This window comes from Pseudomonas sp. PDM10 (assembly GCF_014852295.1).
GTDB lineage: Bacteria > Pseudomonadota > Gammaproteobacteria > Pseudomonadales > Pseudomonadaceae > Aquipseudomonas.
In genome coordinates, this window is record NZ_JACVBJ010000004.1 from 560,022 (window position 1) to 584,486 (window position 24,465).

A 24,465-nucleotide genomic window follows, 5' to 3' on the forward strand; every position below is an offset into this window, starting at 1 on the left:
GGCGGTCACGCCAACTCACTGGCCAGACGGGCCAGTAGTAGTTCGCCATCTTCCTGCTCGAGCAGATCCTGGGGCGCCGTGATGCTGACGACACGCAAGGAAATGTCGCTGACCTCCGGCGCAGAAAACAATTCGGCGACCCGGCTCAAGCGTTGTTTGACGGTTTCCAGGCCCTTGTCATCGGTATGCGGAAGCATGATCCAGAAATACTCTTCGGTACTTCGAGAGCAGCGGTCCGTGTCCCTGACGGCTTCTTTCAAACGCTCGGCCACGCTATCGATGAAGGCATGACCGTGATGTTCACCCAGGCGGGACAACGTACCGGCCAGGTTGACGAAGCGCAGACCGAGCAGTGAGAAGGCAGGCGTCTGGTAGCGGCGTACGACCTGCATCTGCCAGGTCAGCAGATCATAGAAATCCTTGCCGCCTAACAGATTGAGTCGACCGAAGTGATGGACCGTCTGATCGCTGAACTCCTGACGGCAGCGGAAACGGCCGGCCTCGGCCAGGCGGAAATCTCTGACCTCGCGTACTCGCAACTTGTCAGGCGTGTGTGACAGGCCGCAATCCAGGCAGCGCGCCTGCACGTCGGCATCGACAAAAAACGCCTGACATGACCGACAGCGATAGTTCTCCATAGGTCGGTCGTAATCACTGCCGATATGGCGCAACCGGTTCAAGCAGTTGGGGCACAACAACACCCCGTCTTTGAGAAAGTTTTCCTGTGGCCCCACATGCCCACAGGTAAAGCAGTGCAATGAAGGCTGCCGTGAAATGTCCAGGGCCTGGCATTCGGCACACACATCAATGTAATTGAGCCGGCCCGAGCCACACTCCGAACACAGGCGAACGCGATCGACCAGGACCCCCTCTTGCAGCCAGTCCTGCTGCACCATCAAGCTGAGCCAGACAAACGAGTTGACCTGCTCGTTATCCGCCAGGGCGTCCAGCAACGGATAGCGATAATGCTGAGGCACCTCCGGGTCTCGAAGGGCATAGATGTGCGCGTTGTCGCGCAACCACAACCACGAAAGCACCCGACTTTCAAAACGCTCGGGGGCAGAACCCTGTTTGAACAACCTGTAGCGTTCTTGCCACACGCTCCAGAGGGTTCTGATTTCGTTGGAATCGACAGGGCACCCACCATCACCCAAGGCTTCACACCAGCCGTTCTGATCACGGCAACAGTAAATGAGGCTGTAGCGATAAGGGGGAATGACGCGCAACTTTCGAAGCACCCGCCCTGCGTAAGCGGCCGGCAGGTCCAGCAGCACGACATCGAAGGTGGGGGCAGCCAACAGGCTGGCTATATCGGCAAAGTGTTCAATATCTGGACTGTTCAAGCTGGGAGCTCTAATGCCCAGTATTGCAATCCTTGGAGTTGGAGTCGGCATGACGCATGGCCTCTGCAGACAGACAAGTACGTTTAAGAGGAGTTAGAAACACTAGCACCGCATCGGAAAAACGTCAGTATTATTATGAAGTTATTTTTTGATATATAGACCGCCAATATTTCGCCATCAACGCCAATTGGATCCCGCCTTGCCCGCCGAGTTTCGGCGCAACAAACCGCCTAATCACAAGCAATAATTATTTCTTATATTTCATCGTGTTACACACACTAAATAATTTAATAGTTACAACTAAACTCACTACTAGTTAATGGCCACTATTGATAGCGCTACGCCATTTAACGGCATCAGCAGTTAATTCCCATTTGCGACAAAACCTTTAGCTACCGCCTCAACATTAATAAGTTCAAAGTGTTTTTATACCAAAATGACTTACAAATAGAACCAGGATAGTCATGCAAAGTTACATGAGTGAAACACCCCTGTTTCAACAATGAACATTAGATCAAATCTGACAACTTTCTTACTCGGCACAAACATCCCGAAGGCAACCCCGCAACCAGCGATGCACAGGATCGGCATCCAGCCGCGGATGCCAGAGCATGGCGACGGTGAATGCCGGCAGAGACAACGGCAGCGCAAAGCTGTGCAGGCCGGTGCGCAGGCTGGCGGTGTGGCGTTCGGGAACGCTGGCGATCAGGTCAGTGACCCGAGCGAGCGCCAGCGCAGTGGAGAAGCCTGCAACGATGGTTGCGATGTGCCGCTCCAGTTCCAGGAGCTCAAGGGCTTCATCAATGGGTCCCTTGTCGAGCCCCCGCCGAGAGACGCTGATATGGTTGCCCGCCGCATAACGCGCGGGGGTTATCTCGCCTTCGCTCAGCGGATGCCCCCTTCGCACGACGCCAATAAAACGATCCCGAAACAAGCCCTGGGTACGCAACTCCGGCCCAGTGGCCTTCCCCACCACACCGGTTTCCAGATCGACCGTCCCGTCGCGCAGTGACGCGCTGTCTTTGTCGGGTTTGTGCATGAAGCGTAGCCGTACGCCAGGGGCTTGCTCGGCGACGCGGGCAATCAGGTCCGCGCCAAAATTCTCGACAAAGCCTTCACTGGTGCGCAGCGTGAACGTGCGGCTTAGCTGTTTGAGGTCGGGTTGCTCGGCAGGCCGAAGGACCGCTTCTGCGTCCTGCACCAGCTGACTGACCCGCTCGCGCAGTTCGAGCGCGCGCGGGGTGGCAACCAGACCCCGTCCGGCCCTGACCAACAGCGGATCGCCGGTGGTTTCACGCAATCGCGCCAGCGCCCGGCTCATGGCCGACGGGCTCAGGCGCAAGCGTTTGGCGGCGCGCGCCACGCTGCCTTCGGCGAGCAGCACATCAAGGGTGATCAGCAAGTTTAAATCGGGAGTGGACATGGGGCGCCCCGTGGCAGAGTGATATGGCGTTGAACGCACGTATCAAGTGCAAACGGTGCGCCTTCCGCCATGTTAGGCCGGGGCGTAGCTTTCTGATAGCTCCGCTTCGGGAGTGGCCAGAAAAGAGGAACAGCATGAAATCAATCAGCGCAGTCGCAGAGCGTGCACAACAGACACTGTCGGTTCGGTGGGCGCTGGCCAGTCTTTCACTGTCGATGCTGCTGTCCTCGCTCGGCACCAGCATCGCCAATGTGGGGTTGCCGACCTTGGCCCAAGTGTTCAACGCCTCCTTCCAGCACGTGCAGTGGATCGTTCTCGCCTACCTTCTGGCGATTACCACCCTGATTGTCAGTGTCGGGCGGCTCGGTGACCTCACTGGCCGTCGGCGGCTGCTCTTGGCCGGCATCGGCGTGTTCACCCTGGCGTCGGCCCTGTGCGGCTTTGCGCCCACGCTCTGGATGCTGATTGGCGCCCGGGCGCTGCAGGGAATCGGTGCGGCAATCATGATGGCGCTGACCATGGCCTTTGTCGGCGAGACGGTGCCGAAGGCAAAAACCGGCAGCGCCATGGGCTTGCTCGGGACGATGTCGGCGATTGGCACCGCGATGGGGCCGTCGCTCGGTGGCCTGCTGATTGGCGGGTTTGGCTGGCAGGCGATCTTCCTCATCACCGTACCGCTGGGCTTGCTGACGCTGGTGCTCGCGCATCGTTACTTGCCCGCCGATCGCCAGAAGCCCAAGACCGATCGCGCCGGCTTCGACCCGCTGGGCACGTTGCTGCTGGCATTGACGCTCGCCGCTTATGCGCTGGCGATGACCCTTGGGCGAGGCAGTTTCGGTCCGTTCAACATCGCCTTGCTGTTGGCGGCGGGCGGCGGCGCCTGCCTCTTTGTATTCACCGAGGCTCGAGTCGCCTCACCGTTGATTCGATTGGCGATGTTCCGCGATCCCGTGCTCAGTGGCAGCCTCGCCATGAGCCTGCTCGTCGCGACCGTGATGATGGCGACGCTCGTGGTCGGTCCCTTCTATCTCGCGCATGGGCTGGGGCTCGATGCCGTTCTGGTTGGACTGGTCTTGTCGGTCGGGCCGTTTGTTGCGGCACTGACGGGTGTGCCCGCCGGCCGTATTGCCGACCGTGTTGGCGCCCAACGGATGACCCTCGCCGGGCTCATCGCCATGGCGACCGGGTGCCTCACGCTGTCGGTATTGCCGGAGACGTCCGGCATCGGCGGCTACCTCTTGCCCATGGTCGTGATAACCCTCGGCTATGCCCTGTTCCAGACCGCCAACAACACGGCGGTCATGGCGGATGTTGAGCCGGACCAGCGCGGCGTCATCTCCGGCATGCTCAACCTGTCGCGCAACCTGGGGCTCATCACGGGGGCCTCCGTCCTGGGCGCGGTGTTCGCGCTCGCATCGGCCTCGGTCGACATGGCAACGGCGCGCCCCGAAGCGGTTGCCAGCGGTCTGCGGGTCACCTTTGCCGTGGCGCTGATGCTGATCGCTGTCGCACTGGCCATCGCGCTGGGAAGCCGCGCGCTGGCAGTGCGTCGTGACCGCCGGTAAGCCGACAGGTCGTTTACTTTTCCAGCACGACCAGTGGCGTATCTTTCTTCACAATGTACGTCGCCAGCTCAGACGCTTTGCCTGCGCCGACGTTCTTCGCCACGTGCGCGGTGCCTGCGGGGATGTACAAGGAATCGCCAGCCTTGAGCGTTACAGGAGGCTGGCCTTCGAGTTGATATTCAAACGTGCCTTCAATGACGTGGGCCACTTCCACCCCGGGATGAGAATGCTTGGGGGACACCACACCCGGATCGAAATCAACGAGGACCTGGATCACTTCACGCCCGGCGACGTCGAGGTCCTGGCGCAGCAGATCGGTGCGGTGAAGGCCCGCCTGCCAGCTTTTTACAGCAGGCGCCTCTTGTGCTTGAGAGAGGCCCGCGAAAGCGGTGAGTGCCGCGGCAACGGCGACGCCGAGCATGCCAGCGCAGATACGGTGGTTGAAACGGGACATGGCATTTCTCCAATCAATCAATGCGCGGGAATGCGCGCGGAGCTTGCCGCGGATGCGGTGGCTCTATTGGGAGGCCGCCGTGTATCGCGCAAGTGTCGCCAATGCCTGGGTTTTGTATGCGAAGGTAGCTGCAGGTGCGCGGGATACGTTGCGATACAAACGGATCTCGCGGACACGAAAAAGCCCGCACAAGGCGGGCTTTGTAAATCGAGTAGGTGGCCGGCGCTGGTCTCCGGCTTACAAGGTTTATCAGGCCTCCCACAGAACAGTTTTGTGCTGTCCTGCTTCACACGGCATAAGGGCTGGATCTCAGCGCGGAGATCTTTCTAACCGTGTACCCTTCGGAACGCGCCCCACGTTTCCTCGCCATCCGCTTGCGCATCAGTCTGCGTCTTCACCTACAACTTCAAGACTAGTACAAACTCCAAAGCGCAAGGCGGGCTTTTTAGAACGATTTTGCCCTGTAGGAAGCGCGGCAGGATGGAAAAATACTAACACCCTGAGGCGATCGCGAATTTCCTGAAGGGCATCACGAAAAGGCTCATGTCGCTGGCCGTCGTCGAAGCAAGGTTGCTACGGGCTGCTCAGTGTTTACTCATCAGACCATGCAGAACGCCGAACCTCAGACCCGGTTCGGAAGGCGTCATCTGCGAGACACCAAACACCTTGAATGCCGCCAGCATGAGCACCAGACCGCCAGGCAAGATGCTCTGGCGATGGGTTTGCAAGCCCGCCAGGCCGAGCTGTTTGACATGCCCCACCTCAAGCAGGCGCAACGACAAACGCAACAGGCCGCTGTAGGTGATACCGCTTTCGCCATGGTCGTTCAGCCCGTTGGCCTTGAGGACTTTGGCCAGCATCCGTGCGGTGCCTGAAGAGCCAATCACCTGCTGCCAACCCAACGTGCGATAACGACGTGCCACTTTTTCAAATTGCACAGTGGCGACACGCTCAGCTTCCAGGAGCGCCTGAGCCGTGATACAGCCACCCTGAAAGTAACGAGTGCCGAAGGTGCCGCTGCCTATGGCAAGACTCTCGGTCATCAAGGGTTGAGCGCCCTGCCCCAGAATCAATTCAGTGGAACCGCCACCGATATCCACGACTAGTCGCCTGTTTTCGGTACCGGGTATCGTATGGGCAACACCGGCGTACACCAGCCGGGCCTCTTCATGTCCAGAAATGACGTCAATCCGAAACCCCAAGTGCCGCTCCGCGCTGGCTAAAAACAGTTGCGCATTGTCGGCTTCGCGCACGGCACTGGTCGCCACCGCCCGCACACGACCGGCCTCGAAGCCACGTAATTTTTTGCCAAATCGCGCGAGCGCTTGCCAGCCCCGATCCAGAGCCAATTCGTCCAGCACACCGCCTTGAAACCCCTCCGCCAAACGGACAGGTTCACGCAGGGTTTTCACTTCCTGGATCACGAACCCCTGACGCCGTCTGACTGACTGGCCGATTATCATGCGGAACGCATTGGAACCAAGGTCAATGGCTGCAAATAGAGAGGCGTCTCCTTTCATGGGGATTCCTTGCAAGCTGGGCGCGCTAGGCGGTTTGCGAGGATCTTGCCATGGGGACGATGACGCTAAGATGACACCCTCTTTCCTTTACGGGTCAGTGCGTCCGACCGGTCGTGCATTGAGTCAACGCCCCCCGAGAGATTGTACCTGGCACTCCTTCCAGACCTTGCGCATCAGCTCCTTGAGCATCAACGCCTCGGCCCAGCGATCGGTAATATCGCGTCCGTCGGCCCCCGTAATGGCATACGGCGGCGGGCCGAGTTCACAGGTGAAGGACAGGCTGGCGGGTGTGTTCGGTCGGGCCAGCCAATCCTCAATCCCATAGCGCCACCAGCCCAGGAAACGCTCCAGCCAAGGTCGATGTTGGGCGAAGCTCAAAGGCACCTGGACCTGTTCGCCATTGGCGACGCGACCATGGAACCCCCAACTGTGACGCAGAATAGTGTGGATCTGCTCGTCGTCCTCGGCGGTGGCCGGCTCTGGCAGCTCGCGGCCCACGACATAGTGGGACAAATCGGCCAACAGCTTGAGATCGGGCATTTCGGCGAGGATGTCGAGGGTGAACAACAGGTCGCTGGTGAGGCGATAGCGGTGGGTTTCCAGCAGGATGGGAAAGTCCACCTGCTCGGCCAGACGCTGCCAGCCTTCGATCAACTGGATTGCTTGCGTCAGCGTACGCGGGCGGACGTCGGCTTGCAGTGTGAGGTGGTGGCAGCCGTAGCGGGAGGCGACATCAATCGCCGCCGCCAGATCATCCACCGTACGAGGGAACAGCTGACCTTCGATTTGCAGGCCCTGCGCCTTCGCGGCGGCACTCAGGCGTGCTGCATGTTGCGCGACCCAGAAATGGTCGGTGATCCCGTCGAAGCCGGCGACGGCGATTTTCTCCAGCTGCGCTTCCAGCGCAAGGTCACATTGGCCGCGATGATCTTGCATGGCCCACAGGGACTGGAATACCAGAAATTCACGCATGTCAGCTCCTGAGCAGTTGTTTGAGCGGCACACCGGCATCGGCCAGCGCGTCCACCGAGAGAGGGTTATGGCGAGCGATCAGCCGTTCGCACAACTTGATGTCCTTGGCGACGCTATTGCCCTGTCCCCAGCCGCAAGCACCTAGCAGACGTTGCTCGGCATCGAGGTAGAACAACAGAAAACCGCCCTCCGCGGTTGCCCGGATCGCGGTGGGTTCGGCGTTCGAAATCACGCCCACGATCTGCAGTCCCCAGTCGTACTGATCAGACCAAAAACCGGGAATGACTTCGAAGGGCTGCTCGCCACCCAATAGATTCAGGGCGGCGTGATGGCCTTGGGTCTCGGCGTTGCGCCAGGTTTCCTGACGCTGGAAAACGCCTTGCGGGTGCAGCTGAAACTCACAGACATCGCCCGCCGCAAAGACGTCAGGCGCGCTGGTGCGCAACTGGGCATCGACACGGATGCCCTGCCCGACCTCGATCCCAGCGGCTGCGGCCAATTCAATGTTGGGTTGCATGCCGATACCTACCACCACCAGGTCGCAGGGCAGAAGCTGACCGTCGACCAGTTGCACCGCCTCGACGCAAGCGTTGCCTTGCACCGCCTCAATAACCACGTTCAAGCGGACATCCACGCCCTGGCTGCGATGCAGCTCCAGCAAAACGCTGGACAACCGCTCCGGCAACACCCGACCCGCCAGACGCGGTCCGGCTTCGAGCAAGGTCACCGAGCAACCCAAGGCACGGGCGGTCGCGGCGACTTCGAGCCCGATGAAACCGCCGCCGATGATCACCAACCGGGCACCGGGCCGCAACGAAGCGCGCAGGGCCAGCGCTTCGTCGTGGGTCCGCAGGTAAAGCACGTTGCCCAGATGCTCGGGCACAGAGCTCAGTCGCCGCGAGCGCCCTCCCGTCGCGAGCAGCAGACGCGCATAGGTCAGCCAGCTACCGTCGGCCAACTGCAAACGATGCTGCTGCGGGTCCAGGCTTTTTACCGGATTGCCGGCCAGGTGTTCGATCTCCAGTTCGGCGAGCCGAGTGCTGTCGCACAAGCTGTAGCCCGCCAGATCTACCGTGCCCTGCAACAATCCCTTGGACAGCGGTGGACGTTCATACGGAGGGTGGGACTCGTCGCCGATCAGAATCAGGCGACCGCTATAACCTTCAGCACGCAGGGTCAACGCAGCGCGGCCACCCGCATGCCCGGCGCCAACGATGACCAGTGGAGCATTGGCAGAATTCATGGCACAGACTCCCTGCAATTAAACCGTGATGGCCAGCAGGACACGCCCCGCCTCGACCCGCACCTGATAGGTCTTGAGGTTGACGCACACCGGGGCACCAAGGGCTTTGCCGGAGCGGTAGTCGAAACGCCCGTTGTGCTTGGGGCACTCGATGACATGCTCCATCACCAGGCCATCGGCCAGGTGAATGGACTCGTGGGTGCACAAGCCTGCGGTGGCGAAGAACTCGCTGTCGGCGGAACGGTAGACAGCATAGGTGTGCTGGCCATGGTCGAAACGAATGACGTCTTCTTCATTAATCTCGCCCACGGCACATACGTCGATCCATTGATCGGTCATGGCGCTTTCTCTTGTTAGGGGTACAGACAGGAAGGTGTCAGGCCGGCGTTGATTCAGCTTCCGCCCGGGCGGTTGCGGTAGGCTCTGCGCGTTGTGGCAAAGGGCGACGAATGAAATAAGTCGGGTCTTTGCGCTGCTTCCAGATGGTCGGGAGGATTTCTTTGAAGGCCTCGAACAGGCTGGTGTAAGGCGGCGGGCAGTCGTGGCGGATTTCTTCATGAAGTTGCGCCAGCGCATGAAACGGCACCATCGGATACATGTGATGTTCGAGGTGATAGTTCATGTCGAGGTACATGAAGCGCAGCACCGGGTTCATGTAAATCGTGCGGCAGTTGCTGCGGTGATCGAGCACGTCCTCGGCCAGGCCGACATGCTGCGTCAGGCCGAACAGGTAGGACAGCCAGCCGCCGTACAGGGTTGGCAGACCGATAAACATCAGCGGCAACCAGCTTTGCAGATACAGTGCAGCGCCCACGACAAGCCCATAAATCACCAGCCAGACACGCGCGTCTCTCGCCACCTTGGGCCACTCGGATTCCGGGATGAACGTCTGCTCCTCTTCATCCATCCGCCCGACTGCATGCCGGCAGACCGACTCCATCGTCTTCAACGCGTAGGGCATCCTGAACAGGCTCAGCACCATATTGATCAGGCTCGGCGGACGCGGCTCGACGATCTCCGGATCGCGACCGACGATGATGGTGTCGGTGTGGTGCCGTGCGTGGCTCCAGCGCCAGACCTGGGGTTCGAACATGAACATGAAGCTCGACAGCTGGTAGACCGCATCATTCATCCAGCGGGTTTTGAACGCCGTACCGTGACCCGCTTCGTGCCAGCGGGCATTGGACGCCGTGCCGTAAAGCAGCCCATAGACGAAGAAGAACGGAACGCAGGCCCAGGAGCCCCAGAACCAGTAACCGCCGAAGCCAGTGACGACCATCGATAGCAACCAGATCGCGGTATCGCGCAAGGCCGGGCCGTCGCGGCGCTGCATCAGTTCCTTCATGCGTTTACGAGAAATAGGCGATTGGTACCAGGTGGCCGACACCAAACCTTTTTGCGCCGCTCGGGCCGCTTCGGGACCGATCAATCGATAATCCCGAGGCACGGGTTTATCGCGGTTTTCATAGGCTGCGTTTTGTTCAGGCATTTTATTGTTCTCCGCAAGCTTGATGGTTTTAGGCACTTGCATCGATGCGGGATCACATCGTTGGAGAAAAGATAGAGAGCCCAATGATTACCCTCAAGCCCTTGAATACATTCCCTATCAAGCTATCATCCAGGCCCAGCAAGGCTTGATAGTTTTCTATCAAGGCGTTTTCGGGACCCGCCATGAACCACACTAAACGCCCCACCATCGCCACGGTCGCCGAGCACGCTCGCTTGAGTGTCGCCACTGTGGACCGAGTACTCAACGCCAGAGCACCGGTCAGCCCGGCCACTGCCGAGCAGGTATTCCAGGCCGCCGAAGCCGTCGGTTATTTCGCCGCCCGGCTAATCGGTCAGCGGATCCGCGAACGGCGTCCCAGCTATCGTTTCGGCATCCTCTTGCTCGGCACCGCCCAGGCGTTCTATTCCAATGTTGCCGCCGCCATCACCGAGGCGGCGCAGCGTCAGACCGGCGCCAACCTGAGCTGTCAGTTCGAGTACGTATTCGATCGCACACCGAGCGCCATCGTTGCCCAGATCGAGCAACTGGCGGTGCAGTGCGATGGCCTGGCGGTGGTCAGTTTCGCCCACCCGCTGATCAATGCCGCCATCGCCCAGATCAGAGAGGCCGGCGTGCCGGTGATTGCCCTGCTGTCCGACATCGATGAGGCCGCGAATGAGCCTTACGTCGGCCAGAATAATCATGAGGTCGGGCGCACCATGGGCTGGCTGATGGCTCACACCTGTGGCGCGCGCAAAGGCAGCATCGGGGTCCTGCTCGGCGGCCACCGTTTTCTCGGCCATCAGGCTCGGGTGGAAGGGTTGCGCAGTTACCTGGCGGAGCGTGCACCCGGGTTGCGGCCGCTTGAAGCGGTGATCAATCTGGACAACTGCGACATCACCGAAGAGGCGACCCTCGAACTGTTGGCACGGCATGACGATTTGCGGGGATTGTGCGTCGTCGGCGGTGGCGGCGACGGGATCATCAGTGCCCTGTCGCAGCTACCGAAGCAGCCGTCGCTGTGCTGCATTTTGCAGGAGTCGACCGAGCTGTCGCGCCAGGCTTTGTCTCAGGGTTTGATCAGTTTGGTCATCGATTCCCAGCCGCGATTGCTGGCGGCGGCGCTGGTCGATTTGCTGGTGGAATTGCAGACCGCGCCGGACTTCGATCCGGCCCGGCATCGCATCCATATTCCCTTGCAGATCGTCACCTCGGAAAACGCCCGACATTAAACCTTAAACCTGTGGCGAGGGAGCTTGCTCCCGCTGGGGTGCGTAGCGCCCCAATAGGGCGATCTCAGTCTTTCAGATAGAACTCAATGATCGGTTCTGGCGCTGCTGCGCAGCCCAACGGGAGCAAGCTCCCTCGCCACAAGGTTGTTTTTCAGTCAGCAACAGAGTGGTGAATTCCGATGCCCATCAGAGGTTCGGCCCTGAACGAAAAACCTCGGCACTCAGCCCGAACCGACTCATCTTGTTGTACAACCCACCACGAGAAACATTCAGCTGTTTGGCGGCCAAACGGATGTTGCCGCGGGTATCCTTCAGGGCTGCAATGATCGCATTCATTTCATGGGCGCCAAGGTCCAATGCGGCCCGGGGTTCGGGCACATTTCCCGGCGCCGACGGCCGCTGCCTTTGCTTGATTTCAAGCGGTAGATCACTCGGCTGGATCAGTTCGGTCATCGCCAGGTTGGTCGCCCGTTCAATGGTGTTTTCCAGCTCGCGAACGTTACCCGGCCAGTGGTAGGCCGACAGAATATCCAGCGCCTCTGGCGAGATGCCTTGCACCGATTTGCGCAGTGAGCGGGCGCAACGGCTGAGAAAATGTCGCGCCAGTAACGGCACATCTTCGTGGCGCATCCGCAGCGGCGGAACCGTCAGGTTCAGGACATTGAGCCGGTAGTAAAGATCCTCGCGGAAAGCCCCCTCGGCCACCGCCTGGCTCAGGTTGCGGTGAGTAGCAGCGATGATGCGCACGTTCACCTGTTGCGATTTTTTCGCGCCCACGCGCGTCACCTCGCCTTCTTGCAAAACGCGCAGCAAGCTGACCTGGGCATCAAACGACATGTCACCGATTTCATCGAGAAAGATCGTTCCGCCATCGGCCAACTCGAACTTCCCGGCAGAGCCTCCGCGCGCGGATCCGGTGAAAGCGCCTTCGACATGACCAAACAGCTCGCTCTGCACCAGATCTCGCGGAATGGCCCCGCAATTGACGGCCACAAAAGGACCGCTGCAACGGTCACTGGCGTTATGGATCGCCTGGGCGAATAGCTCTTTGCCGGTGCCGCTTTCACCCAGGATCAGCGTGGTCGAATCACTGCGACTGGCGATTCGCCCCAGGTGCAACGCGTCCTGTATGGCGCGCGAACTGCCCTGAATGGTCTCGAAGGTGTAGCTGGCCTGAGTGCCGATGATCCGCCGGGTAATTTCCCGGATGCGCCGGTTCTCGCGCAACGAAACAATGCGTCCACCCTGCTCCAGTGAACACACGGAGACCAGGCACGCCAGTTGACTGCGATCATGCAACTCGAAGGTGCAATCCAGGTCTCTTATCCCCTCATACTGCTGCCCTTCCCCGCCGCGCAGCAGAATCTCATCGGTCAGTTCGCTCTGGCCCAAGCGCTGGAACGGGCTGCCCAGCAGCTCCCGGCCCACGCGGAACAATTGGCGGGCATAACGGTTGAGCGCCTTGATGCAGCCCCGCTCATCCAGCACCACCAGCCCTTCGTTGAGTACTTCAAGCACGGTTTGTTGTTCTTCCAGCAATGCTTGAAACCGCCTCGGCCGCTGCCTGTACGGTGCCCAGCGTATGGAAATGAAACCAGCCCGGCTCGGCGGTCAGGGTCAGCATGGCCAGTGTCCGGCCCTGCGCATCCCGGATCGGCGCGGCGGCACAATGCATGCGCCGCCGACGCAGGCCGATCCCGAAGTTTTCCTCGGCCAGCACATACACCAATCGGTCCTCGGCAAGCGCCAGCCCCGTGCAGTTGGTGCCCTGCACCGACTCCAGCAGCCGACTGCCCACTGGCGTGAGGTCCAGGCCGCAGAAATACAATGTGGTCCCTTCGGCATCGGTCAGGTTGATATGGCCTCTAGGGTTGTAAGCCAGCAACCCGCGCATGACCTCCGCCGCTGCCGTGATCAACACACGATTGGCCGCCAGCGTTGCGGCCAGCACTTCAGGGGCGACAAAACGGTATTGGCCATCATCCGGATCGAGGCCGGCACCGACGCTGCGCAGCCAGGAGTCCCAAATAATCTGCCTGACCCCGATAGGTCGATCGGTGCGACCGTTCAGGCACGCCAGCCAGGCCTGCTCCAGCTCAGCGATCGGCCCTTCGCTCAACGACGCTGGACCGAGCGCCGTAATGTAATCGAGGTCTTGCACGCTGAAGGCCATTGGCTGTGGGATCACCGTTCGCTCCTATGTTCATATTTTCGACATGTCAGTATAGACATGTCATTGAAGTGAACACTTATTTCAAAGTTCTTTGAATACCTCCTTAAATATCAATGACTTAAAAATTGGCACAGCCCTTGCTCCCTGCTTTGTACCAGCGAGGACATTCCTGCTGTCGAGTCATTGAACAACAATAAAAGGGAGTCATTTCATGAGTACGTCCAAGATCATCCGCCTGGGTCTCATCGGTGCTGGCCGCATGGGCAGCTTTCACGGCCTGACGGCCGCCCGGCACATTCCCGGCGCCTGCCTGGCCGCCATCGCCGACCCGACTCCCGGTCAAGCCGCCCGCCTTGCGGCAGAGTTGGGTGTGCAGCGGGTTTATACCGATCCACAGCAATTGCTCGATGACCCGGAAATCGACGGCGTGTTGATCGCCGCCCCGGCCCGCAGCCACGCCGAACTGGTGATCAGTGCAGCCCGCGCCGGCAAAGGGGTGTTTTGTGAAAAACCCATGGCCATCACCCTCGACGAGGCCGACCGCGCCATCGCTGCGGCTGCCGACGCACGGGTGACGCTGCAGGTCGGTTTCAACCGGCGCTTTGCCAAAAGCTTCCGCGCGGCTCATCTGGACGTGATCGCCGGTCGGATCGGCACGCCGCAACTGTTGCGCTCGCTGACGCGCGATCCGGCGCTGAACAATCCGGCCGCCTCGCCGCAGTGGGTGATTTTCCTCGAAACCCTGATTCATGACTTCGACACCCTGCGCTACCTGAATCCCGGTGCCGAAGTGGTCGAGGTTTTTGTCATGGCCGATGCTCTGATCGCACCGGACTTCAAGGACAAAGGCTTCCTCGACACCGCCGTGGTCACGATCCGTTTCGACAACGGCGCCATCGCGACGGCCGAGGCCAACTTCCAGGCAGTCTATGGCTACGACGTTCGGGGGGAAGTGTTCGGCAGCGCTGGCATGCTGACCATGGGCAGCGTCAATGACTCCGACTTGGTTCGCTATCTGGCCAATGGCATCCAGACCGACACCCAGCGCCTGGACACCGACCTGCTGCGTGATGCCTATGTGGCCGAGCTCAACCACTTTGTCGACTGCCTGCGCACCGGCGAAAAACCCCTTGCCAGCGGCGAAGATGCCCGGGCTGCATTGGCCATTGCCCGTGCGTGTATCGAATCGTTCCAGCAAGGCAAAGCGGTGCGCGTGCAAGGAGCCCGTTCATGAGTTTCATACCGTTCAAACTGGCGATCAGTGCCGAGATGGTCTTCCTCGACCTGCCGTTCACCGAACGCGTCAAACGGATTCACGCGCTGGGCTTCAGCGCCGAACTCTGGGACTGGACGCAGAAAGACATTCCAGCCCTTGTCGCCACGGGTGCTGATTTCACCTCGATGACGGGTTACATCTCGGGCAACCTGACCGATCCCGAGGACATCCAGCACCTGCTCGACAGCGCACGGGAATCGCTGGCCGTCGCCGCCCAACTGAATTGCCCGAGCCTCAACTTGCATGGCACTGGCCTGGGCGACAAAGGCTTGCCGGTCAAACCCGTGGCCCTCACCACGGGACGCATGTGGTTGAGCGCCTGCAAGACCCTGGAAAAAATCGCTCGCCTGGGCGAAGAGGCAGGCCGGGTATTCTTGCTGGAAAACCTCAATACCGAGGTGGACCACCCCGGCACCCCTTTCGCTCGCGCCGACGACACCCTGGCGCTGATCGAGGCCGTGGGCAGCCCGCATTTGAAGATGAACCTGGACCTTTACCATGCGCAGATCGGTGAGGGAAACCTGATCGAACTGATCCAGCGCGCAGGCAGCGCCATCGGGGAAATCCAGGTCGCCGATGTGCCAGGCCGCATGGAACCGGGCACCGGTGAAATCCATTATCCGGCCATTGCCAAAGCGTTGTTCGGCATGGGATACACCGGCGTCGTCGGGCTCGAAGGCTGGGCCAGTGGCGACAGCGAAGCGGCATTCGAACGCTTCCGGCAAGCCTTCACGCTGGATTGAGCCTAATGCCAGCTGCAAAGAGTGCATTGCGGCTTGGCTGACTGATCTTGATGAATGTGGACTCATAACAACAAAAGGAAAACCATCATGCGTCGTTGCACACTGCTATTTGCCACGCTGTTATTACTCTTCAGCCAATGGGCCGCCGCCAGCTATCGCATCGGCGTCAGCATTGCCAGGGTCGACGACAACTTCATGACCTACGTGCGAAGCGGTCTGGAAGACGCCGCCAAGAAGGAGAATGTCCAGATCCAGTTCGAGGACGCCCAGGGCGATGTGGTTCGCCAGCTCAATCAGATCGAGGGCTTTCTTAGCCAGAAGGTGGATGCGGTCATCGTCTTGCCCGTGGACACCGCTGCCACCGCCAACATGACGCGCGCCGCCGTCGAGGCGAAGACACCGCTGGTCTACGTCAACCGCCACCCGGACGAGCGCGTCTTGCCCAAAGGCGTGGTCACGGTGGCGTCCAATGACGTTGAGGCCGGGCAACTGCAGATGCGCTACCTGGCCGACAAGTTGGGGGGCAAAGGCAACATCGCGATCATCATGGGCGACCTGGCGCAAAACTCCACGCACGACCGTACCGAAGGCGTGAAACAGGTGCTCAAGGACTATCCAGGGATCAAGGTCGTCGAACAACAAAGTGCCGAGTGGCAGCGCAACAAAGGGATGGACCTGACCAGCAACTGGCTGCTGGCAGGTACCCGTTTTGATGCCATCGTTGCCAACAATGACGAGATGGCCATCGGCGCCGCTATGGCATTGCAGCAAGCCGGCAAAGCCAAGGGCGAGGTTGCGATTGTCGGCATCGACGGTCTGCCTGACGGCCTGGCGGCCATCAAGCGCGGGATGCTCGTGGCCTCGGTATTTCAAGACCCCAAAGCGCAAGCGACGAGCGCGCTGCAAGCGGCCATCAAAATGATCAAGGGGGAGCCGGTGGAGGCGGATGTCTGGGTGCCCTTCCAGCTGATCATGCCGGAGCAAGTGGCCGTCTTTGAGCAACACTACAAGTAACGTCAAACGAGCGAATGACCTGCCGACGGAAAGTCAGCAGGTCAATCGTCGTTTACAGATCAGTGATTTCCTTATGGCGTGGCACCAGCGCCTTCATCACGCTCCACGCCACCAGATAGGCCAGCGCACAGATGGCGAACATGATCATGTAGCCGGTATGGATATCGCCGATCAGTTTGTAATGGTCGATCACCCAACCGCCGGTCTTGGTCATCACGACGCCGCCCAGGCCGCCGGCCAAACCGCCAATGCCAACCACCGACGCGATGGATTTTTGCGGGAACATGTCAGACACGGTGGTGAAGATGTTGCACGACCACGCCTGATGCGCCGATGCGCCCACGCCGATCAGCAGCACCGGCACCCAGAAACTGATGTAACCGAATGGCTGCGCCAGCAGTACCAGCAACGGGAAGAAAGCGATCACCAGCATGGCTTTCATACGACCGTCATACGGCGCATCACCGCGTGACATGAAATAGCTCGGGAACCAGCCGCCGCCGATACTGCCCACCATGGTCATGCTGTACAGCACGGCCAGCGGCAACACGATGGCCTGGCCCTTCATGCCGTATTGCGCAGACAAATAGGTCGGAAGCCAGAACAGGAAGAACCACCACACGCCGTCGGTCATGAATTTGCCGAAGGCAAAGGCCCAGGTCTGGCGGTAGGTCAGCAACTTGAACCACGATACTTTTTTGGCAGCGGCACCCGAGTCTGTGCCGGTGAGTGCTTGCGCGCCCTGATCGCTGCGGATGTAGGCCAGCTCTTGCACCGACAGGCGTTTTTGCTGCTCCGGTTTTTCGTACAGCGCAATCCACACCGCCACCCAAACGAAGCCCAACGCACCGATCACGATGAACGCCGCTTCCCAGCCCCAAAGGCTGGCGATCAGCGGCACACTGATCGGCGCCAGGACTGCGCCCACGTTGGCGCCGGAGTTGAAGATACCGGTGGCGAAGGAACGCTCCTTCTTCGGGAAATATTCGGCAGTGGCCTTGATCGCAATCGGGAAGTTACCCGCTTCGCCGATCGCCAGCACGGCGCGCGCCAGCATGAAACCTGCAATCGAAACCGGGATGACGGCAAGGCCCAAGGCGCTGCTGATGCCGGCAATACCCTCGCCCATCGGCTCTGCAAAGGCGTGCATGATCGCGCCGGTCGACCAGATGCCGATCGCTATCACATAAGCCTTCTTGGTGCCGATCTTGTCAACGAAACGGCCGGCGAACAGCATGGAAATCGCGTACACAAACTGAAAGACAGAGGCGATGTTCGCGTAATCGGTGTTACTCCAGCCAAATTGCGTCGACAGATCCGGCGCCAACAGACTCAGTACCTGGCGGTCCAGGTAATTGACGGTGGTAGCAAAAAACAACAGCGCGCAAATCGTCCAGCGGTACTTGCCAACGGCCTGGCCGACTCGTTGCGCATTGATGGGCTCGTTCAGATTCATGGCATCACTTTATTGTTGGTTTATGGTGATGATCTCTCGGTTTCAAGCGAGATCAATGGTGTCGTGATGGTCCACGCCACGGTATTGCGGGCTCGAAAATGGGTGCTCCATGCTCAGCGGCTGGAGTTGGACATTTGGCAAGAGCTATCGGGCGTTGGGTGGGACAGTTGTATGTGACTGGCCTGACCGTGGGGATGGGCAAGCAGTCGAGGTCGAACCGTAAGAAGCGGCATTCAGCAGGATGCGCAGGCGGGTGGAATTCATGATGGGGCCGACACTCGTTTTTATTTTTAGTGTTTAACAGCCGATAATCGTCTGTCGTCGTACAACCGTGTCTTTTATATCGAGTTCACTACCGGGCTGTCAATCTGAAAAAACAGCCGCTCGTCTCGACAAAGGCTGCCCATTAAAAGTGCAGCTTTGTACAGGTACCGCCGGTTGTAGGCCCGTCAGGCTTTCATTTTTCGTGTGTTGATCGCCAGGTCTGAGTGTCTTGATATCAAGAAAAGTCGTACGACAACACCATCCAGCACGATGACAGGCCAAAACCAGACCGTAACCACTCGACGCCAATTGCTGCATCTACTGCAACAATGAACTGCAATTGCCCTTACTAGTGCTTCACTGGCAACTCAATAGACTCTCAGCACGACCAACGCATCGGGAGTTCCAAATGGTAAGCACCGTAATAATTCAGGAAACTGGCGGGCCTCAGGTTTTGCGGTTCGAAAAAAAAACTACTGAGCAAACACCGGGTGCAGGAGAAGTCTGGCTGGAGCAAGCAGCCATCGGGCTCAACCCTTTGGACGTGAGCCAACGCTGTGGCGCTGCCCGTGTTCCCCTGCCCTCAGGATTAGGCCTTGAAGGCGCCGGACAGGTGACAGCAATTGGGGCAGGCGTCACCGAAGTCGCCGTGGGGGACAGGGTCGCGTACGCCACTGGCCCCATGGGTGCCTATGCAAGCGGTCGCCTCTATCCGGCCAATCGACTCGTGAAGATTCCCGATGACCTCGGCTTCGACGAAGCGGCGGCCCTGCTCTTCAAGGGCATCACCGCCCACTACCTGCTCAAGACGACCTTCCCTGTTGGCCCAGGTTCCACAGTGCTTTTATATGGCGCGGCGGGTGCGTTGGGGCAAATCATGGTGCCTTGGGCCAAACACCTGGGTGCCTTCGTGATAGGCGTGGTCTCGAAGCAGGACAGTATCGAGCGGGCCAAGGCCGCCGGTTGTGATGAAGTGCTGGTGTTTGACCCGGCGACACTGGCCGCCCAGGTTGCGGAAGTCACCCACGGGCAAAAGGTTGACGTCGTGTATGACCCCATCGGGCGGGTGTCTTTCGAAGCCTCCCTCGACAGCCTTCGCCCACGTGGCTTGATGGTGTCTTTCGGCATGGCCTCGGGCATTCCGGCCGCTATCGAGGTCAGCACCCTCAACGCCAAAGGCTCTCTGTTCCTGACCCGACCGTCTCTCGCCGCGCATACGGCCACCGCGCACGAGTATCAGCAGCGCGCACAGGAGGTGTTGCAAGCGGTCGCCGCCGGTATCATTCAACCTCGAATCTGGCGTCGCTACCCATTGGCTGACGTAGCACAGGCACACGCCGATCTGGAAAGTGGACGGTCGCAAGGTGCAATCGTCCTTACGCCCTGAGTAGAACCCGGGACGAAGCCTGCGGCCCGAGTCCTTGTTTCCTTGAATTTGCGAGGTTTGCCGTTGCATGGATCTGTTCGATAGCCGACAGGCAGATGAACTCGCCACCCTCTTGGCGCTGTCCGAACACGGCTCTTTTGCCGCCGCCGGAAGGATGCTGCAACGGCATCCATCGGTGCTGTCCAAACGCCTCGGCGCGTTGGAACTTCGTCTCGGAATACGTCTGGTGGAACGAACCACAAGGCAACTGCGCTTTACCGACGAGGGACAGCGTCTGGTCTCGCAGCTTCGTCATGCCGTCAGTTTAATTTCCCAAGCGGAGCAAGAGGCAGCCCAAGGCGCGGCACAGGTCAGGGGACGATTGCGACTCGCCCTGCCCGCCGCGATGGGGCGATTATGGCTCAGCACGATGGTGTCCGAGTTCGCCCTGGCTTACCCCGAGGTGTCGCTGGAGGTCGAATACTCGGAGCGATTCGTCGACATCGTCGCGGAGGGTTTCGATGCCGCGATCCGAATTGGTGAGCTGTCAGACAATCGACTGGTGGCCAGGAAGTTGTGCGATCACCGCCGAATCCTCTGTGCTGCACCCGCCTACCTGCAACGCCAGGGCGAACCGAAGACACCGGCAGACCTCGCTGGGCACAATTGCCTGGGCTTCACCGGACTGCATTCCTACCCGGAATGGAAGCTGACCCGCGATGGCGATCAGCAGAGCATCAGGGTGCGCAGCGCCATGGTCAGTAACGACAATGAGGCGCTGCTGTCCGCCGCCCGCATGGGGCTGGGCATTCTTGCCGGCGGTGAGTGGCTCATGACGAGGGACATCGATAGCGGTCAGCTCGTCAGGGTGCTTCCCGACTGGCAGCTGGATGCAGACGCCGGTGTCTATCTGGTGCGCCCGTCAGCCAAGTACAACACGGCAACGACGACGGCGTTCAAGCACTGGATCGAGGCAGCGTTTGCGCGAGGTGCGCCATGGCAGCTGCCCCAACCGTAGCGCTTGAAACCGGAACCTGTCAGCAAGGCCCCATCAGGATTTCGCACGCCTGCTCGTGTTGAGCGCCACGGCGGCGAGAATCAGCGCCTTCAACGCGCGCTCATCAAGCGTGTCGCCCTCATGCAAATCAATGGCACGTCGGGTGTTGCCTTCGAGACTGGCGTTGAAGAGGCCGGAAGGGTCTTCCAGCGAGGCGCCCTTGGCAAACGTCAGCTTCACCACCTGCTTGTATGTCTCGCCAGTGCAGATGATTCCGGCGTGCGACCACACTGGAACGCCCCGCCACTTCCATTCCTCGACCACGTCAGGGTCGGCCTGGCGGATGAGCGTTCGGACCCGAGCGAGCGTCTCGCCCCGCCAATCGCCCAGCTCCTTGATTCTCGCATCGATCAGCTGAGAGGCCGAAACTGCCCCCTCTTCTTCCTTTGCACCGACCTGCTCTTTGTTCATGGTGGTTGTCGCCTTCTTCATGAGGGTGTCCAAAACCGGGCTTTACAGCGTTTTTTGACTGTTGCCGAGGGTCTTGGCCTTTTCGATCCCCCAGTCAAAGGCAGCCTCCATGTCCAGCAGGTGCGGTTTTGGATCGTGGTCCTCAAAAATGGCCGTGCCGTCCGGTCGGTAAACACCAATGAACATCCCCAGTGAGCCGTCCTTCAATATCTCGGCTTTGACCTCGATCTTGCATCCGTTCGACAGCGTTTCCTTGTGGTGCATATGGCGTTCAGTCATGGCTGCATTTCTCCCGTCGTTGAAGTCCGAGTAGCGCGTTTACCCATTGGCCATGTTAGCTCAGTGCGGCCCATTCAAAGGCCTGCCAGGACAGCGGCGTAATGCCACCTATACTAGAAGCCACCGCCCCCTCGGGGTCTGCACTCCCAACAATAAAAAGCAGAGGTGGAACATGGTCTGGCAGCAAATCTACGATCCGTTCGGTAACCCGATACTTTCAACCATCATGGCAGCGGTGCCGGTCGTGGTCATGCTGGCAGCCCTGGCGTTTTTCCATGTCAAAGCGCATCTGGCCGCATTGATGGCCCTGGCATCTGCGCTGGTGATCGCGATCTTCGCCTTCGGCATGCCGGCGAACATGGCCGGCTCGGCCGCCCTGTACGGCGCCGCCAACGGCTTGCTGCCCATTGGCTGGATTGTGCTCAACATCATCTTCCTGCATCGGCTGACCACCGAGAACGGCTCGTTCAAGGTGCTGCAGGATTCCCTGGCGCGCATCACCGACGATCGACGCCTGCAATTGCTGCTGATTGCTTTCTGCTTCGGTGCGTTCTTCGAAGGGGCAGCCGGGTTCGGCACTCCGGTGGCGGTGACCGGGGCGATTCTGATCGGGTTGGGCTTCTCGCCACTGGCCGCGTCTGGCCTGGCGTTGATCGCCAACACTGCGCCCGTGGCATTCGGTGCGTTGGGCACGCCGATCATCACCCTGGCCAAGGTGACCGGGCTGGATGAAATGGAACTGTCGATGATGGTCGGCCGGCAATTGCCGTTCTTCTCGGTGATCGTGCCGTTCTGGTTGATCTGGGCCTTCGCCGGTTGGCGCAAGATGCTGGAAATCTGGCCGGCGATTCTGGTGGCCGGGGTCAGTTTCGCCGTGCCGCAGTTCCTGGTGTCCAACTACCACGGACCGATGCTGGTGGACGTGATCGCCGCGCTGATTTCCATGGCCTGCCTGACCGGTTTCCTCAGGGTCTGGAAACCGGCCACCGTGCACACCTCCGCCGCGCTGTCCGGGCGCGTCGACAACTCCAAAATTGCCGAAGAGCATGACGAAAAACCCGTCGCCAGCGCGACCTTTGCCAGCGATGCCAAGCCTGCGGTGATGCGCGCGTGGATGCCGTGGATCATCCTCACCGTGTTCGTGTTCGCCTGGGGCACCCAGGGTTTCAAAAACATGTTCGATACCCGCCCGGCGATTGATCCGGCCACCCATTCGGCCAAGCTCGATCCTCAGGGCAAACCGATGCGCGAAGCGAACCCGATCTTCGCTCCGGTCGTGACATTCACCACGATCCACCAGCAGATCGAGAAGGTCCCGCCGGTGGTCCCAGCGCCTAAAACCGAGGACGCGGTCTACAAGTTCACCTGGTTCACCAGCACCGGCAGCGGCATCCTTCTGTCGGCGATCCTCGGTGGGTTACTGATGGGCTATTCCATCCCGCAATTGATCCACCAGTACGTGCGAACGCTGTGGGTGGTGCGCTACTCACTGATCACCATTACCGCCATGCTCGCCCTCGGTTTCCTCACCCGTTATTCGGGCCTGGACGCCACCATGGGCCTGGCCTTTGCTGCGACGGGCATCTTCTACCCCATGTTCGGCACCCTGCTCGGCTGGCTCGGCGTGGCGTTGACCGGCTCGGACACGGCGTCAAACGTGCTGTTCGGCGGCTTGCAACGGGTAACCGCCGAGCAATTGGGCCTCAGCCCGGTGTTGATGGCGGCCGCCAACAGTTCCGGCGGGGTCATGGGCAAGATGGTCGACGCGCAGTCGATCGTGGTGGCCTCGACTGCCACGCGCTGGTATGGGCATGAGGGGGAAATCTTGCGTTATGTGTTTTTCCACTCGATCATCCTGGCCATTCTGGTCGGGGGGTTGGTGACGTTGCAGGCGTATGTGGCGCCGTTCAGTCATATGGTTGTTAGTGGGCATTGATTGATGTAGTTCGGGGTGGGATGGGGTGCATATCCGTTTCTGCGGGAGTGGGCCCGCCGCCATCGGCCATCCATGGCCGGGGGCGGCTACCGCGGCATCCTTGCCGCGGTGCCCACTGCGCAGAACCTGCGCTCGGCCCCTGTGGGAGCGAGCCTGCTCGCGAAGGCGGATTTACATTCAACATTGATGTCGACTGACAGGGCCTCATCGCGAGCAGGCTCGCCACAGGGGAATGCGTACGCCTAAAGACCCGGGCATTACGCCCACCCCTCAAGTCGCAACGTGGCCCGAACCAATCGTTGCTCTTCACTTTCGATTTCCTTGAGGTTCTCGCAGATGCTCTGAATATGCGCAATGGCCGCCTTGCGCGCCTGCTCCGGCATACGACCGGTGACAGCGTTGTAGAGCCGCGCATGTTGACGGTCGATCTGACGCTTCTGCGGCTCGCGGTGATAAAGGTTGTTCACCGAAGCAAACACCGTGTTCAGCAGCAAATCCGTCAGCGAGCGCAAGGTCTGCACCAGCACCGGATTGTGCGAGGCCTCACAAATCGCCAGGTGAAACGCATGATCGAGCCGGGCATGTTCGGACGCCTCCAGCGAACGGCTATGCGCATTAAGCAACGCCTCGTAGCTGCGGGTGATGAGCACGAAGTCGGCGTCGGTTCCGCGCAACGCCGCCAAGCGTGCGGACTCGCCTTCAAGCAGGCTGCGGACCTCGAACAAATCGTAAAGCGTGCGGGGCTGTGAGCTGAACAAGTGCATCAGCGGTGACGCAGCACCGTGCCCTGAAAGATCGGCAACAAATGAGCCTTTGCCCTGCTCTGTCTTGATAATCCCGCGCGCGCGCAACAGCTTCAGGCCCTCGCGAAGTGCCGTGCGGGAAACGCCGAGTTTTTCGGTCAGACGACGCTCCGACGGCAACAGTTGCCCGGTCTTGAGTACCCCGTCCACGATCAGCCGTTCTATACGTTCACAGACCACGTCTGCGACTTGTGGATTACGGCTCGTTTCTGCCCTTTCCATCGACTCTCCAACTGGTATGACCAGCCTCGCTTCGAAAACCGCAAATGTTCAACCACAAACATAAACTTATGTTTTAAAACAGTTTTTTTTCATCAGTGAAAAACTACCGAATAAAAAACTGGTTCGACCAGCCAAACAACACATAGACAGTAGAACGCCTCAGGCCAATGATGCAAGTCAGTGGTAAACGGACACAGACCTCCTATAAAAACAACTGAGGGTCG

The 24,465-nt window shown here is 59.9% G+C and carries 20 protein-coding genes and 1 pseudogene; 8 read left to right on the forward strand and 13 right to left on the reverse strand.

Going from position 1 to position 24,465, the window contains the following annotated elements:
• Window positions 1-5: 5 nt before the first annotated feature.
• Entirely contained in the window at window positions 6-1,394 is a 1,389-nt protein-coding gene (locus IB252_RS17040) for a diguanylate cyclase domain-containing protein (protein WP_192409622.1), read from the reverse strand.
• A 481-nt stretch (window positions 1,395-1,875) separates the two neighbouring features.
• Complete coding sequence (locus tag IB252_RS17045) at window positions 1,876-2,766, reverse strand: LysR family transcriptional regulator (RefSeq protein ID WP_192409623.1); 891 nt, start codon at window positions 2,764-2,766, stop codon at window positions 1,876-1,878.
• Window positions 2,767-2,900: 134 nt separating this feature from the next.
• On the opposite strand from IB252_RS17045, the gene IB252_RS17050 reads away from it, so the two are divergent.
• Entirely contained in the window at window positions 2,901-4,331 is a 1,431-nt protein-coding gene (locus IB252_RS17050) for an MFS transporter (protein ID WP_192409624.1), read from the forward strand.
• 13 nt (window positions 4,332-4,344) lie between these two features.
• Here the strand turns inward: IB252_RS17050 and IB252_RS17055 are convergent, their stop codons facing one another.
• The 6 genes from IB252_RS17055 to IB252_RS17080 form a co-directional block, all read right to left on the reverse strand.
• Window positions 4,345-4,785, reverse strand: a complete 441-nt coding sequence (locus IB252_RS17055; RefSeq protein WP_111448628.1) for a cupin domain-containing protein — start codon at window positions 4,783-4,785, stop codon at window positions 4,345-4,347.
• Between the two features lie 584 nt (window positions 4,786-5,369).
• On the reverse strand, window positions 5,370-6,305 hold the full coding sequence (locus tag IB252_RS17060) for a Ppx/GppA family phosphatase (RefSeq protein ID WP_192409625.1): 936 nt from the start codon (window positions 6,303-6,305) through the stop codon (window positions 5,370-5,372).
• Between the two features lie 123 nt (window positions 6,306-6,428).
• Window positions 6,429-7,277 carry a sugar phosphate isomerase/epimerase gene (locus tag IB252_RS17065; RefSeq protein WP_192409626.1) on the reverse strand — a complete coding sequence of 283 codons (849 nt, stop codon included), beginning with the start codon at window positions 7,275-7,277 and terminating at the stop codon, window positions 6,429-6,431.
• A gap of 1 nt (window position 7,278) precedes the next feature.
• Window positions 7,279-8,520, reverse strand: coding sequence for an NAD(P)/FAD-dependent oxidoreductase (locus IB252_RS17070; protein WP_192409627.1), 1,242 nt, complete (start codon window positions 8,518-8,520; stop codon window positions 7,279-7,281).
• 18 nt (window positions 8,521-8,538) lie between these two features.
• A complete protein-coding gene (locus IB252_RS17075) occupies window positions 8,539-8,859 on the reverse strand; it encodes a MocE family 2Fe-2S type ferredoxin (RefSeq protein WP_008151778.1) in 321 nt (106 codons plus the stop codon).
• Window positions 8,860-8,896: 37 nt separating this feature from the next.
• Window positions 8,897-10,009, reverse strand: coding sequence for a fatty acid desaturase family protein (locus IB252_RS17080; protein WP_192409628.1), 1,113 nt, complete (start codon window positions 10,007-10,009; stop codon window positions 8,897-8,899).
• A 182-nt stretch (window positions 10,010-10,191) separates the two neighbouring features.
• Here IB252_RS17080 and IB252_RS17085 point away from each other — a divergent pair, with 182 nt between their 5' ends.
• On the forward strand, window positions 10,192-11,241 hold the full coding sequence (locus tag IB252_RS17085) for a substrate-binding domain-containing protein (protein ID WP_192409629.1): 1,050 nt from the start codon (window positions 10,192-10,194) through the stop codon (window positions 11,239-11,241).
• 186 nt (window positions 11,242-11,427) lie between these two features.
• On the opposite strand, the pseudogene IB252_RS17090 reads toward IB252_RS17085, so the two are convergent.
• A pseudogene (locus IB252_RS17090) lies at window positions 11,428-13,414 on the reverse strand (sigma-54 interaction domain-containing protein).
• A gap of 211 nt (window positions 13,415-13,625) precedes the next feature.
• Here IB252_RS17090 and IB252_RS17095 point away from each other — a divergent pair.
• The 3 genes from IB252_RS17095 to IB252_RS17105 all read left to right on the forward strand — a co-directional run bounded on the left by IB252_RS17095 (window position 13,626) and on the right by IB252_RS17105 (window position 16,447).
• Window positions 13,626-14,648 (forward strand): Gfo/Idh/MocA family oxidoreductase, encoded by a 1,023-nt coding sequence (locus tag IB252_RS17095; RefSeq protein ID WP_192409630.1) that lies wholly within the window; start codon window positions 13,626-13,628, stop codon window positions 14,646-14,648.
• Window positions 14,645-15,433: a TIM barrel protein gene (locus tag IB252_RS17100; protein ID WP_192409631.1), complete on the forward strand. Its 789-nt coding sequence runs from the start codon at window positions 14,645-14,647 to the stop codon at window positions 15,431-15,433. Before IB252_RS17095 ends, IB252_RS17100 begins: the two co-directional genes overlap by 4 nt.
• 87 nt (window positions 15,434-15,520) lie before the next feature.
• Window positions 15,521-16,447 carry a sugar ABC transporter substrate-binding protein gene (locus tag IB252_RS17105; protein ID WP_192409632.1) on the forward strand — a complete coding sequence of 309 codons (927 nt, stop codon included), beginning with the start codon at window positions 15,521-15,523 and terminating at the stop codon, window positions 16,445-16,447.
• A 52-nt stretch (window positions 16,448-16,499) separates the two neighbouring features.
• Here the strand turns inward: IB252_RS17105 and IB252_RS17110 are convergent, their stop codons facing one another.
• Entirely contained in the window at window positions 16,500-17,903 is a 1,404-nt protein-coding gene (locus IB252_RS17110; protein WP_192409633.1) for an MFS transporter, read from the reverse strand.
• A 673-nt stretch (window positions 17,904-18,576) separates the two neighbouring features.
• On the opposite strand from IB252_RS17110, the gene IB252_RS17115 reads away from it, so the two are divergent.
• Together IB252_RS17115 and IB252_RS17120 are read left to right on the forward strand one after the other, a co-directional pair.
• Window positions 18,577-19,554 (forward strand): quinone oxidoreductase family protein, encoded by a 978-nt coding sequence (locus IB252_RS17115; RefSeq protein ID WP_192409634.1) that lies wholly within the window; start codon window positions 18,577-18,579, stop codon window positions 19,552-19,554.
• A gap of 67 nt (window positions 19,555-19,621) precedes the next feature.
• Window positions 19,622-20,551, forward strand: a complete 930-nt coding sequence (locus IB252_RS17120; protein ID WP_192409635.1) for a LysR family transcriptional regulator — start codon at window positions 19,622-19,624, stop codon at window positions 20,549-20,551.
• A 33-nt stretch (window positions 20,552-20,584) separates the two neighbouring features.
• Here the strand turns inward: IB252_RS17120 and IB252_RS17125 are convergent, their stop codons facing one another.
• A complete protein-coding gene (locus tag IB252_RS17125; protein ID WP_225607480.1) occupies window positions 20,585-21,001 on the reverse strand; it encodes a DUF1801 domain-containing protein in 417 nt (138 codons plus the stop codon).
• A 42-nt stretch (window positions 21,002-21,043) separates the two neighbouring features.
• Window positions 21,044-21,280: a hypothetical protein gene (locus IB252_RS17130; RefSeq protein WP_008151753.1), complete on the reverse strand. Its 237-nt coding sequence runs from the start codon at window positions 21,278-21,280 to the stop codon at window positions 21,044-21,046.
• A 172-nt stretch (window positions 21,281-21,452) separates the two neighbouring features.
• On the opposite strand from IB252_RS17130, the gene IB252_RS17135 reads away from it, so the two are divergent.
• Entirely contained in the window at window positions 21,453-23,216 is a 1,764-nt protein-coding gene (locus IB252_RS17135) for an L-lactate permease (protein WP_192409637.1), read from the forward strand.
• A 257-nt stretch (window positions 23,217-23,473) separates the two neighbouring features.
• Here the strand turns inward: IB252_RS17135 and glcC are convergent, their stop codons facing one another.
• Window positions 23,474-24,241: a transcriptional regulator GlcC gene (glcC, locus tag IB252_RS17140; protein ID WP_123368913.1), complete on the reverse strand. Its 768-nt coding sequence runs from the start codon at window positions 24,239-24,241 to the stop codon at window positions 23,474-23,476.
• Window positions 24,242-24,465 lie beyond the last annotated feature (224 nt).